This window comes from Amycolatopsis xylanica (assembly GCF_900107045.1).
Classification (GTDB): Bacteria; Actinomycetota; Actinomycetes; order Mycobacteriales; family Pseudonocardiaceae; genus Amycolatopsis; species Amycolatopsis xylanica.
The window spans coordinates 1,348,957-1,360,749 of sequence record NZ_FNON01000001.1 but is presented as its reverse complement, the minus strand read 5'-3'; the positions used below and the strand labels follow the sequence as shown (position 1 = coordinate 1,360,749).

General features: G+C 70.3%; 11 protein-coding genes. 8 read left to right on the top strand and 3 right to left on the bottom strand.

Translation table 11 applies throughout. The annotated features are described in order from the left end of the window. Positions 1 to 30 precede the first annotated feature (30 nt). On the bottom strand, positions 31 to 537 hold the full coding sequence (locus BLV57_RS06040) for a hypothetical protein (protein ID WP_091287905.1): 507 nt from the start codon (positions 535 to 537) through the stop codon (positions 31 to 33). 152 nt (positions 538 to 689) lie between these two features. Then, positions 690 to 1,508 carry a hypothetical protein gene (locus BLV57_RS06035; RefSeq protein WP_091287512.1) on the bottom strand — a complete coding sequence of 273 codons (819 nt, stop codon included), beginning with the start codon at positions 1,506 to 1,508 and terminating at the stop codon, positions 690 to 692. Positions 1,509 to 1,697: 189 nt separating this feature from the next. Between BLV57_RS06035 and BLV57_RS06030 the strand changes: the two genes are divergently transcribed. The 3 genes from BLV57_RS06030 (at position 1,698) to BLV57_RS06020 (ending at position 4,930) form a co-directional block, all read left to right on the top strand. Next, positions 1,698 to 2,921 (top strand): MFS transporter, encoded by a 1,224-nt coding sequence (locus BLV57_RS06030; RefSeq protein ID WP_091287511.1) that lies wholly within the window; start codon positions 1,698 to 1,700, stop codon positions 2,919 to 2,921. Between the two features lie 184 nt (positions 2,922 to 3,105). Further along, complete coding sequence (locus BLV57_RS06025; protein WP_245757172.1) at positions 3,106 to 4,374, top strand: GGDEF domain-containing protein; 1,269 nt, start codon at positions 3,106 to 3,108, stop codon at positions 4,372 to 4,374. Positions 4,375 to 4,384: 10 nt separating this feature from the next. Next, positions 4,385 to 4,930, top strand: coding sequence for an AAA family ATPase (locus tag BLV57_RS06020; protein ID WP_091287509.1), 546 nt, complete (start codon positions 4,385 to 4,387; stop codon positions 4,928 to 4,930). Here the strand turns inward: BLV57_RS06020 and BLV57_RS06015 are convergent. Next, positions 4,914 to 5,651 carry a hypothetical protein gene (locus BLV57_RS06015; RefSeq protein ID WP_245757171.1) on the bottom strand — a complete coding sequence of 246 codons (738 nt, stop codon included), beginning with the start codon at positions 5,649 to 5,651 and terminating at the stop codon, positions 4,914 to 4,916. The genes BLV57_RS06020 and BLV57_RS06015 overlap by 17 nt on opposite strands. Positions 5,652 to 6,067: 416 nt before the next feature. Here BLV57_RS06015 and BLV57_RS06010 point away from each other — a divergent pair, with 416 nt between their 5' ends. From BLV57_RS06010 to BLV57_RS05990, 5 genes are all read left to right on the top strand, one after another. Next, entirely contained in the window at positions 6,068 to 6,283 is a 216-nt protein-coding gene (locus BLV57_RS06010) for a hypothetical protein (RefSeq protein WP_091287507.1), read from the top strand. A gap of 128 nt (positions 6,284 to 6,411) precedes the next feature. Beyond that, positions 6,412 to 7,203, top strand: coding sequence for a serine hydrolase (locus BLV57_RS06005; RefSeq protein ID WP_091287506.1), 792 nt, complete (start codon positions 6,412 to 6,414; stop codon positions 7,201 to 7,203). Positions 7,204 to 7,319: 116 nt separating this feature from the next. Further along, complete coding sequence (locus BLV57_RS06000) at positions 7,320 to 7,910, top strand: RNA polymerase sigma factor (RefSeq protein ID WP_091287505.1); 591 nt, start codon at positions 7,320 to 7,322, stop codon at positions 7,908 to 7,910. After that, positions 7,907 to 8,533, top strand: a complete 627-nt coding sequence (locus BLV57_RS05995; RefSeq protein ID WP_091287504.1) for a hypothetical protein — start codon at positions 7,907 to 7,909, stop codon at positions 8,531 to 8,533. The genes BLV57_RS06000 and BLV57_RS05995 overlap by 4 nt, the downstream gene beginning before the upstream one ends. Before the next feature lie 15 nt (positions 8,534 to 8,548). Further along, complete coding sequence (locus tag BLV57_RS05990) at positions 8,549 to 11,770, top strand: S8 family peptidase (RefSeq protein ID WP_091287503.1); 3,222 nt, start codon at positions 8,549 to 8,551, stop codon at positions 11,768 to 11,770. The last annotated feature ends 23 nt before the right edge of the window (positions 11,771 to 11,793 follow it).

Here is an 11,793-nt window from a genome sequence, read left to right as displayed (position 1 = left end):
GGACCGCTCCCACGCCGCCCGGTCAGTGCGCTACCGCCGCTCGCCCGACCAGTCCTCGGTGAGCAGCGGGCCTTCGTAGAGCACCGCGTCACCCTTGTCGAACACCCGGACCGTGAGTTCCGGGGCCCGCCACTCGAATATCTCGTCCATCGTCCGCGGTCGCGGCCCGATGTCGATGTTCACCGCGAACGTGTGGGCCACGATGTCGGCGGCGACGGCCTCGCCGTCCGTGCCAGCCACCTCCAGCCTGCCCACCCGCGGCCCGACCGAGCCGGCGACCCCGGGCCGCAGGGTCCACACCCGGTATCCGTATCGGTCCGGCGGTGACCCGTGCCCGCCGTTCATGATGTTGAACAGCGGGCGCTCGCCTGCCCGGAACACGTACTCCGCCTCATCGCCGGAGTCGTGATACGCCAGCATGGTCCCGTCGCCGTCGCGGTCGCCCAGTTCGGCCCCGGCGTGCCAGCCGCGGTGGGACACCGCCCTGCTGGCCCGGTAGAGCTCGCCGAACTCGGTGAGCTCCTCGACCTTCCGCATGAGCTCCGGATCTTCGCGTTCTTCCACTAGGCGTGTTTCCTCTCCTCGGTGACGACCACTGTCCACAGTGGCCATCACCGAGGTTGTCACGCTCCGCGATCGGCGGCATCGGGGTTTTCCCGGAGATCACCGCACGATTTCGTGCAATCGTGCTACGCGCGCCCCGCCGAATAATTACGGAACAGCAGATAGGTGTCGAGAATGTCGGACGACGCGCTCTGCACCGACCGGTAGATTCCCCACTTCGGGCGCACGTAGTCGCCCTGGTCGGGGATATTCACGTTCGACATCTTGCCCTGGGCGGCGATCGGGGCACTCGAGCCGGTGCCATTGCGGATGACGCAGCCCGCGGCGCCTTTCGCGCCAGGAGTGAACGTCCATTGGATGGTGATCCACTTGTCGCGCAGCGGAGCGAGCTCGGTGGACGCGATGTTCGGCGAGCCGGAGTTGGAGTACGCCCGCGCGCTGATCATTTCCTTGCCGCCGCTGCGGGTGAGGTCCAGTGTCACCCAGGGGCCGCCGTTGGTGCTCGGCGTTTTCGTCTGGAAGATGTGGGTGAACTTGCTGGTGCCGTGCAGCGAGCCCGGAATGTACATCTCGTACGACAACGTCCAGTTCTCACCATTGTGCATTTTCAGGACGGTGCCGTTCTGGACCATGCCCTTGGACTCCGTGCGCTGGCGGTCGCCACCGCCGGTGGTGTCGCGGTCGTCCTTCCAGATGTTGAACCGGTAGTGGTCACCCTCGACGACCACGTATTTGCGGTCCGGGTGGTGATTGCCGCGGTCGGCTTCGATTCCTTCATAGGCCTTGAGCCCGTCGGTGGCGGGATTGGGATGCCACAGCGGCGCGGCGACGGCCGCGGCCGAATTCAGCGGGGAGAAGACGACGGGGGCGGCGAGTGCGGTGGCGGCCAGCGTGCGCAGCGCCGTCCTCCTGGTGAAGCCGTGGGGACGCGTGGATTCAGGCATCGTCGGTGTGTCCTTCCTGGCGGCGGGTCGACAGGTTGGTGCACATCGGCCGGCGGGCGTGGACGGCCCTGAACGGGCTGAACATCCGATGTCTTGCCTCACCGACGGTAGGAGGACGGGTCGTTACCGTCAACTGTGACTCTTCCGCGCCGCGAGTGGAACGGCTACCTTCGGTCAGGGGTGAGGGGGATGACGGACACGGGGGACAGGCCTGCGAGTTTTCGCGCGGTCTTCGCGATCGGCGAGTTCCGCGGGCTGCTGGCCGCGCATGTGCTGTCGGTGGCGGGTGACCAGCTCGCGCGGCTCGCGCTGACGATCCTGGTGTGGCAGCAGACTTCGTCGCCGTCGCTGACGGCGCTGACGTTCGCGGTCAGTTATGTGCCGGACGTGCTCGGCGGCCTGGTGCTGGCCGCCGTCGCGGACCGGTTCTCGCGGCGGACGGTCATGGTCGCGACCGATCTCGCGCGGGCCGTGGTGGTCGCGGCGATGGCGTTGCCCGGTGTGCCGCTCGTGGTGCGGGTCGGGTTGCTGGTGGTCGTGCAGCTGGCGGCCGTGCCGTTCACGGCCGCGCGGCAGGCGGTGCTGCCCGAGCTGCTGGACGGGGATCGGCTGGTCGCGGGCACCGGGATCCTGTCGATGACGTATCAGTGCGGGCTCGCGTTCGGGTTCGGCGGCGGCGCCGCGGTGGTCGACGCGCTCAGCCCGGCGGGCGCGTTGTGGGTCGACGCGGGCACCTTTCTCATTTCGGCCGCCTTGCTCCGCGCGACCCTGCGTCCACATCGGCCTGCCGGGTCCGCCGCGCCGAAAGCGGGCCGCTGGCCGACGATCACGGCGGGCTGGCGGCTGGTCGCCGCGGACAAGCGGCTGCTCGCGCTGCTCGGTATCGCCTGCTGCAGCGGGTTTTACGTGGTGCCGGAAGGCCTGGCCGTCCCGTACGCGGCCGAGCTGGGCGCGAACTCCCAGCTCGGCTGGCTGCTGGCGGCCAACCCGCTCGGCACGATCGCCGGAGTGGTGGTGCTCAAACGGCTCGCGCCGTCCCGTCGGCTGGCATTGCTCGGTCCGCTCGCCGCGGCTAGCAGCCTGGTGCTGCTGCCGACGGGCTGGGCGCCGAGTGTGCTGGTCAGCGCGCTGCTGTGGGGACTGAGTGGCGCGTTCTCGGCGCACGACATGGTCACCCAGGCCACCTATGTCCGGCTGGCGCCGGACGCGCGGCGGGGGCAGGCGCTTGGCGTCGCCGGTGCGGCGTTCCGTGCGGCGCAGGGCCTGGCGATCGTGTTGTCGGGGCTGCTCGCGCAGGCGATCGCGCCGTCGCTGGTGATCGCCGTGTTCGCGGCCGCCGGTGTGCTCGGGGCGATGGCCGCCGCCACCGGCTGGGCCCGCGCGTCAGTCGCGGCCCAGCCGGACGCGGCCTAGGGCGGGAAAGGGGCGGGTCACCAGTTGTTGTCGCTCATCGGGGCACCTCCTTCATTGGGCCAACCGGGGGAATTCCGGGTCGCGCCTCATGGTCTCAACACATTCCGGTGACCGGCTGTGCCAATTCGGTTACGGTGGATGGTCCAGGTGCGGGTGCGCACCCCTGTTGTGGCTGGTGAGGCGGGTGCGAGGACCGATAGGAGGCTGGCTGCTGTGGCAGCGGCCGCCCCGCGTGCTCGGCTACGTGCTCGCGGTCAACCTCCTCGCGGTCGTGGCCAGCGCGGCCACCGCGCCGCTGGTGCCGGTCACTTCGCTCGACCTCGTCCGCGCCGGTGTGCTGGCGATCGCCGCCGCTGCGGCGATCGAGTTGACCCGCCATGTCGAACGTCAGCGTGAGTACGCGCGAGACTCCACGGTCGCGTACGTCGACACGAAGGCCGTGTGGTCGGTCGCGGCGGTCATCGTGCTCCCGCCGATACTCGCGACGGCCATGGTGGTCTGGACCTACGCCTACGCGTGGTGCCGGATCTGGCCTGCCCGCCGTCCGATCCCGGCGCATCGCTGGGTGTTCGCCGCGTCGACAGTCCTGCTCGGCACCCAGGCGGCGGTCGCCGTGCTCGCGCTCGGCATGCACCACTATCCCGGCGCCCCGGCGACCGGCCTGCTGCCCGGTCTGGCCGATGTCGGCGTGATCACCGCGGCCGCGGTGCTGCGCTGGGCGATCAACACCGGGCTGGTGATGACGGCGATCGCGCTGTCCGGCCCCGAGACGACCGTCCGCGAGCTGTTCAGCGGGTTCTCCCAGCAGCTGCTCGAAGCCGGGACCGCCGGGCTCGGCCTGGTGGTGGCGGTGCTGCTGGTGGTGGCGAACCCGTTCGTGCTCGCCGGGGTCGTGGTCGCGCTGGTCGCGATCCACCGCGGGATTTTGCTCTCACAGCACCAGCTCGCCGCCCGCATCGACGTCACGACCGGCCTGTTCACCAAGAAATGGTGGACCGAGCTGGCCGAGGAGGCGCTTCGCCGCGCGGCGGGCGGCACGCGCGTGACCGGGGTGCTGTTCCTCGACCTCGACCACTTCAAGCGGATCAACGACGTGCACGGCCATCCCAACGGCGACCTGGTCCTGCGCGCCATCGCCGACGCCGTGAAGGCCGAAACCCGTGGCCAGGACGCCGTCGGCCGCTTCGGCGGCGAGGAGTTCGCGGTGCTGGTCCCCGACATCGGCAGCGCCCGCAACCTGGAGAACCTCGCCGAACGGATCCGCCTGCGCATCCACACGGTGGTCGTCGACCTGCCCGGCGAGCACCGTGTCACCGGCTTGACCGTCTCGATCGGCGCCGCCGTCCACCCGGCCGACGGGAGCACCAGCGTCGACGACCTGCTGCGTGCCGCCGACCACGCGCTGTACCGCGCGAAGAACGCTGGCCGCGACCAGGTCAGGACGACCGAGTAGCGTCCGGCGCATGCCGCGCTTGATCCACTTGAACGGGCCGTCTGGCGTCGGGAAGTCCACGATCGCCCAGCTCTACACCGACCGACACGCCGGGGTGCTCAACCTGGACACGGATCAGATCGTAAGCCTGATCGGCGGCTGGCAGGACGACTTCTGGACGGCCTTGCGCGCGGGCCGGGTGCTCGCGATCGCCATGGCGGAAACCCACCTGCGCACCGGGCACGACGTCGTCATGCCCCAGCTCACGACCCGGTTGGAGGAGATCGAGGGCTTCGAGGCGGCCGCGGCCCGCGGCGGCGCGGAGTACCGCGAGATCGTGCTGACGGTCGAGAAGCCGCGGATGCTCGACAGGTTCGCCAGGCGGATAGCGGGCGAGCATGCGGCCAGGCACCGCCACATGGACGAGATCGTCACGCGTGGTGGCGGCCCGATTCTGTTGGAGCGGATCCACGACCATCTGACCGCTTACCTGGGGACGCGGCCGGACTGCCGGATCGTGCCGACCGACGGTCTCTCGCCCGAGCAGACCTATGCCGAGGTCATCCGGCTTCGGTGAACGGCTGCTCGCACACCCCGCAGGTGACCGGCCCGAGGTCGAAGACGCTCCGCGCAAACCGTCCCCGGCGCGGCTTCGCGCACCCGCAGCCGACGGCGATGTAGTTGCCACCGCCCCGATGCGCGCCCCGGCCGTCGACAGCGCCGAGGTCGATCCGCGTGCGGGCCGGAGGCTCGCCGGGTTCGGTGTTGTCGTCTCCGGGTTCCGGGGTTTCGAGGATGCGCTGGACGGCTTCGGTTTCGGTGTGGCGCCAGACGGTCAACGCCGCCTCGAGTACCGCGACCTGCTCGGCATAGGCCTCGGCCGTGTGCGTGGGGACGGCCGTGTCGGACCAGCCTTGGCGGTCCATTTTGCGCACCGTGACGCCCAGTTCTTCGGCCAGTTCAGCGAACTTTCGGTTGTGGTAGCGCCCGTCGCTGACGTCGACGATGTCGCGGGTGGCCGCGAGACCATGCGCGGCCTCGTGCAACGCGGTGCCCAGGATGTCGGTCGCGGGCCTGCGCAGTCCTTCGGCGCCGATGAAGAACTCGGCGCGAGGCTCGATCCCGTCGCCGACGTGCCAGCGCGCGCGGGCGAAGTGGCCGAAGATCTCGGTGGGCTGGCCCATGGTCCCGGACGCGAGCACGAGAATCGCCTCGGGCACGTCGGCGTGCCTGCGCCGGATCTCGGTCCAAAGCTGCTCGAGTGCATACATGACCTGCGTCGTAGGCCCCAACGTCACGAGGTGATCGTACGGCGCGGTTCCCGCTTAAGCGGTAATTGGGCTCGTGAGTGTTCCGGCCGGTTCTAACCGGCCGGAACACTCACGACCTCCGGATCGTCCGTAGCCAGGCCGCGGGCGAGGGCGATCGCTTGGCTTGCGTTGCCAACCGAGGGTGAGCACGCGAAACCCGAGTTTGGGCCATCCAATGGCCAAAACTCGGGTTTCGCGAAGGCCGAGCCACCGCCACCGGGGAGGGGGACGTGATGAGCGGGGCGTTTGCGTCGCTCAGCGTTGTGAGCGCCCCGTTCACAACGTCCAGCGGACCCTGCGGCGCCCGGCCGGAGCACTCACGAGCGTGGTGGTGCTGGCGACACCACGGTTACGGGGGAGCGGGCCATCGCGGGGCGCCCACCTGCGCGGATAGCTTTCGTGGCATGAACACCGACACCTACCGCCCGGCCCGCAAGGGGACCGGCGTCGCCGCCATCGTCCTCTGGCTCGCGCTCGCGATCGCCGCCACCGTCAACGTGCTGAGCTCCTTCGCGGGGCTCAGCGTGATCGTCCAGGTTGCCGCTGGCGCGGTTGTGCTGGTCTGCGTGCTGCTGCTTACCGAGCGCTACCGCAGGCGCCGCGAGGCCGCGAAACGCTGACCGGATCGGCCGAAAGGTCATTTCCGGGTCAGCCGATCGACCTATTCTCTTTTTTCAGAGCATTCTTGTTACAAAGCTATGACAGAAGATCGATTGCGCGCCGATAATCGTTTACCAATAATCAAAAGATGTTGGACGAGCGCACAATTCCGATCCATCGCTCCCGGCCCCGGCGGCGATTTCCCCGGTGGATCGCCGTGGTCACGGTGGTCACCGTCGGGGCGGGCGTGCTGGGATACTCGGTGCTGCGGTCCAACGCGGCGCCGGCCACGCGGACGGCCACCGTGGTGCTCGACCGCGAGTCGGGGGACAAGGTGGTCCGCACCCGGGGTGACGAGCAGTTTCGGATGGCTTCGGTGGTGAAACTGCTCATCGCCCTGGACGCCGTCGTCACGAAAGGCACGAAATCCGAGGTCGCGAAGCTCGACCGGATGCTCTCGGCCAGCGACGACGGGATCGCCAGCGCATTGTGGTCGCGCAACGGCGGCACCGACATCGTGACCAGGGCCGTCGCGCTGATCGGCCTGCGGCACACCACGCCACCGGCCGACCGGGGACGCTGGGGCGACACCTTGTCCACAGCGGACGACATCGCGGCGGTCTACGCCTACATCCTCAAGCTGCCGAAAGCCAAGCGCGAGCAGCTGCTCGGCCCGCTGCGGCACTCGGCGAAGACCGCGGCCGACGGCTTCGACCAGCGATTCGGCATCCCGGCGGCGTTCGGGGACCGGCCGGTGGCGGTGAAACAGGGCTGGGCGGCCGGGCGCGGCGCCGTGGACGCGCACACCACCGGCCTGGTGGGCGAGGACGACCGGTACGTCGTAGTGATCCTGTCCAGTTCGCCGGAGGGCACCGCGCTCACCGAGGCGACGACGACGGTCACCGCGTCGGCCCTCTCACTCGCCTCGCGCATTTCGTGATAGCGCTTTCAAAGCCGCGCTTTCAAAGCCGCTGGGAAAGTTGCAGAGATTGGTGGCATCTCATGATCGGCCGTGAATTCCTGTAACGCTGGTCCACTGTGCGACCAAGTGCGGGCATGAGAGCGACATCGGCGGCGGGAATCCGCGGCATCGGCACCGATCCGGAGGTGTTCGAGGCGTTCTACCGGGAGCATCTGGACGCGGTGCACCGGTTCGTCGCCCGCCGGGTCGCCGACCCGGGCCTGGCGGCCGATCTCACCGCCGATGTCTTCCTGGCCGCCATCGAGTCGGCGCACACCTATCAGCCGGGCCGAGGCTCGCCGCAGGGCTGGCTGTACGGCGTTGCGCGCAACGTCGTCTCCTCGGAACGGCGCCGCGCCGCCAGGGCGCTGACCGCGAACCGCCGGATCGCCGGGCGGCGGCTGCTCGACGGCTGCGAGATCGCCAGGATGGAAGACCGGATCGAGGCCGCCACCGAGGTCCGCCGCGCCTACGAGGCGATGGAATGCCTCTCCGACGGCGAACGCGCCGTGCTCGAACTGGCCGCGCTGGACGGGCTCGCCGTCTCCGATATCGCGCACGCGCTGGGCATCTCCTCGGTCACCGCGCGGGTCCGGCTGCACCGGGCACGCCGCCGGATGCGGGAGCTGCTCGCACCAGCCCCGCCGGTGGCCGCCCGGGGACTCGCTTCGGAGGTGCGCTCATGACCGCGCGGCGCCCGCTGACCGACTTCGAACGGCGGCTGCTGGCGGAACTCAAGGAGATCGTGGGCGAGCGAGCGTCGGTGCCCGGCGGGACCGCGCCTCGCTCCTCGCGCCGCAGGGGTCGCGCGCTGGGCGTGGCCGCCGCAGGCGTCACGCTGGCGCTCGGGCTTCCCTTGCTGCACGACGGCACCGTCCCATCGGCCTACGCGGTCCAGCCCGCCGTCGACGGCTCCGTCACCGTGACGATCAACCGGATCGACGACGCCGCCGGCCTGGAAGGTCAGCTCCGCGCGCATGACGTGCCCGCCGTGGTCGTCTACACCCCGGACGGCAAGACCTGCCGGGAACCGTGGCTGAAGACCACGAGCGCGCCGCCGCGCCTGCGCGTCGACGTGACCGGCTCGGCCGCCTCGTTCCGGGTGCGGCCGTCCGACCTGGAGACGGGGCAGACGCTGGTCGTGCGCAACATGACGGTCGGCGGCCCGGATCCCGCCACGGCGGCGGGGATGATCGCGATCGCCGTGACCGAAGGCGCGGCGCCACCCTGCGTGCTCGTCGACGCGCCGGCGCTGCGGGAGATGACTCCCACCCCAGACCCCCGGTTGAAAGTCTCACCCACCAATTAAGGAGTACATGCCTTGATGGCGAGAAAGTTGGGTATCGCCGTGCTCGCGGTCGCCGCGGCCGCGCCCGTGGTGACCGCGCCGACGGCGAGCGCCGCCGGGCGCGAAGGCCCGGTCGGCGAGACCGTCACGCTGATCAGCGGTGACCGGGTCAGCCTGCGCGGCGACGACCAGGCGCCGCGGATCGAGCGGGGCCCCGGCCGGGAGAAGATGACGTTCGTCCTCGAGCGGAGCCAGGGCCACACGTATGTCGTGCCCGGGGACGCGACGGCGCTGGTCGGCAGCGGCAAGCTCGACCGCAGGCTCTTCGATGTCACCGGCCTGCTCGCGCAGGGATACGGCGACACCGCCCGTGACACGCTGCCGCTGATCGTGCGGGGCGCCGACGGCGGACGTGCGGCCGCGCGGTCGGCGGGCGCCACGGTGACCACCGAGCTTCCCGGTTTGGGCGCGCAGGCGCTGCGGCAGGCCAAGAATCGGCTGACCGAGCTGTGGAGCCGGATCAAGGGCGGTGGGGTCGCCGCGTTCAGCGCGGGCGTCGAGCAGGTCTGGCTGGACGGTAAGGTTTCGGCCTCGCTCAAGGAAAGTGTGCCGCAGATCGGCGCGCCGAAGGCCTGGCAGGCCGGGTTCACCGGCAAGGACGTCAAGGTCGCGGTGCTCGACACCGGCGTCGACGGCACCCACCCCGAGCTGCGCGGCCGGGTCGCGGCCGAACGGAACTTCAGCGACAGCGCGGACGCCGTCGACCGCGTCGGGCACGGCACCCACGTCGCCGCCACCATCGGCGGCGCTGGCAGTGTGTACAAGGGGGTCGCACCGGACAGTGTGCTGCTCAGCGGCAAGGTGCTCGGTGATGACGGGTCCGGCCCGGAGTCGTCGATCATCGCCGGGATGGAGTGGGCGGCCGAGCAGGGCGCGCGCCTGGTGAACATGAGCCTCGGGCACCCGGACTCGCCAGGGCTCGACCCGCTGGAGGTCGCGATCGGCGAGCTGTCGGCGAAACACGGCACGCTGTTCGTGGTGGCCGCGGGCAACGCGGGCCCCACCGCCGGGACGCTGGGCTCACCGGGCACCGCGGACGCGGCGCTGTCGGTCGGGGCCGTGGACAAGGCCGACCGGATCGCCGACTTCTCCAGCCGCGGCCCGCGTGCCGACGGCGCGATCAAGCCGGACATCACCGCGCCCGGCGTGGGGATCGTCGCGGCCAGGGCGGCGGGCACCTCCGGTGGCACGCCGGTCGACGGCCAGCACACCGCGCTCAACGGCACTTCGATGGCGTCGCCGCACGTCGCGGGCGCGGCGGCGCTGCTCGCGCAGCAGCATCCCGAGTGGACCGGGCAGCAGCTCAAGGCGGCGCTGATGGCGTCGGCGCGGCCGAACCCGGCGCTGGACGCCTACGCACAGGGCGCGGGCCGGGTCGATGTCGGCGCGGCCATCGGTCAGACGGCGTACACGGTGCCCAGCAGCGTTTCGGCGGGCAAGCCCGAGTGGCCGCATGGGGATGACAAGCCGGTGGTCACCCCGGTGACCTACCACAATCCCGGCAAGACCTCGTTGACGCTGGACCTCGCGGTCGACGGCAGGTTCCAGGACGACACGCCGGCGCCCGCCGGGATGTTCACCGTGGACAAGCAGCGGATCGAGGTGCCCTCGGGCGGAACCGCGACGGTCAACGTCACCGTCAGCACGGCGATGACCAGCCCTGACGGCATGTACAGCGGCCGGGTCACCGCCACCGGCAAGGGCGTCTCGGTCGTGACGCCGGTCGCGGTGACCAAGGAGGCGGAGAGCTACAACCTCACGGTCAAGTACCTCGACCGTGACGGCAAACCCCCGGCCGGCTACACCGGTCAGGCTGGCCAGGTGAATCTGCCGTTCAGTGAGAACGGGGTGGCGACCGTCCGCGTGCCCAAGGGCAGGCTGTCGCTCAACTCGGTGATCGAGACCGGTGCCACGGCGACGCTCGTGGCCCAGCCGGCGCTGGAGGTGAACGGTGACACCACGGTCGTGGTCGACGCCCGGCAGGCGAAGCCGGTCAGGGTCGACCTCGACCGGCGCGAGGCCGTCGCGCGCTCCGCGCTGGTCGTGCTCATCCAGCCGCGTGCGCGCGTCTTGTTCGGGACGACCGCCTCGTCGCTGAGCCAGACCTTCACGCTGCAGATGGGCCCCTCGGTGTCCCAGGACGAGATGGTCGCCCAGCTCACCGGCGCCTGGGCGGTGCCGGACGCGGGCGGCGGGTTCGACGGCAGCCCGGTGATCTACGCGCTGAGCTGGTTCGAAGCAGGCAGGCTGCCCGACGGGTTCACGCGGCGGCTGCGTGATTCGGATCTGGCGGAGGTGCGTCCCGACTATCGCTCGGGGCCGTCGGGATTCAGCGGGACCAAGGCATGGTCCCCGTCGCATCGGGGCATCAACTTCGGCTTCGGCACGGACTTCCCGTTCACGCCGTCCCAGGCGACGCGGCTCGAGTACCACAACGTCGAGTCCAACATGGACTGGCGGCCGAGCGTCGTCTACTTCTCCGGCGGCAGGGAGACCTTCAGCTCGCAGCGAGGAGCGGTGGTTTCGCACAAGGCGGGCCATCGGTATGAGGAGACGTGGAACGCCGCCGTCGCGGGACCGGCGCTACCGCCGGACGCCAAGCTGGAGCGCACGGGTGACACGGTGGACGTGAACCTCCCGCTGTTCTCCGACGCGCCCGACCGGTTCGGCACGCGAGACGTGACCAGCGGCGAAACGACGCTCTATCTGGACGGCAAGAAGGTCGGGAGCACCGATGAGCTTGGCAGGGGCAAGCTGACGCTGCAGTCCGGCAAGGGCCACTACCAGCTCGAAGCGAAGGCGGCCCAGCCTGCCGCGGGACTGTCCACCAGCGTGTCCGTGAAGTGGACGTTCGACTCGGCGCACGTTCCGGGCGACAAGCCGAAGGCGTTGCCGCTGCAGGCGATCCGGTTCGCCCCGCAGGGACTCGACCGGGACAACCGGGCAGCGCCGGGACGCCCCACGACCGTGCCGATCACGGTGCAGCGCTACGGCGGCGCGGGTGAGCTCGCCGGGCTGACGGTCGAGGTCTCGTACGACGACGGCGTCACGTGGACGGCGGTGGCGGTGGACGGCAGGCAGCGCGTGAGCATCGCGCACCCCGGCAAGCCCGGCTTCGTTTCCTTGCGTGCCAAGGCTTTCGACACCAAGGGCAATGGCGTCGAGCAGACAATCCTGCGTGCGTTCGCACTGAAGTGAAATTCTGTCCACGAGGAAATGAG

Excerpts from the sequence above, each read along its gene's own strand:
- BLV57_RS06040 (WP_091287905.1), bottom strand. The coding sequence starts at position 537 with ATGCGGAAGGTCGAGGAGCTCACCGAGTTCGGCGAGCTCTACCGGGCC.
- BLV57_RS06035 (WP_091287512.1), bottom strand. The coding sequence starts at position 1,508 with ATGCCTGAATCCACGCGTCCCCACGGCTTCACCAGGAGGACGGCGCTG.
- BLV57_RS06030 (WP_091287511.1), top strand. The coding sequence starts at position 1,698 with ATGACGGACACGGGGGACAGGCCTGCGAGTTTTCGCGCGGTCTTCGCG.
- BLV57_RS06020 (WP_091287509.1), top strand. The coding sequence starts at position 4,385 with ATGCCGCGCTTGATCCACTTGAACGGGCCGTCTGGCGTCGGGAAGTCC.
- BLV57_RS06010 (WP_091287507.1), top strand. The coding sequence starts at position 6,068 with ATGAACACCGACACCTACCGCCCGGCCCGCAAGGGGACCGGCGTCGCC.
- BLV57_RS06005 (WP_091287506.1), top strand. The coding sequence starts at position 6,412 with ATGTTGGACGAGCGCACAATTCCGATCCATCGCTCCCGGCCCCGGCGG.
- BLV57_RS06000 (WP_091287505.1), top strand. The coding sequence starts at position 7,320 with ATGAGAGCGACATCGGCGGCGGGAATCCGCGGCATCGGCACCGATCCG.
- BLV57_RS05995 (WP_091287504.1), top strand. The coding sequence starts at position 7,907 with ATGACCGCGCGGCGCCCGCTGACCGACTTCGAACGGCGGCTGCTGGCG.
- BLV57_RS05990 (WP_091287503.1), top strand. The coding sequence starts at position 8,549 with ATGGCGAGAAAGTTGGGTATCGCCGTGCTCGCGGTCGCCGCGGCCGCG.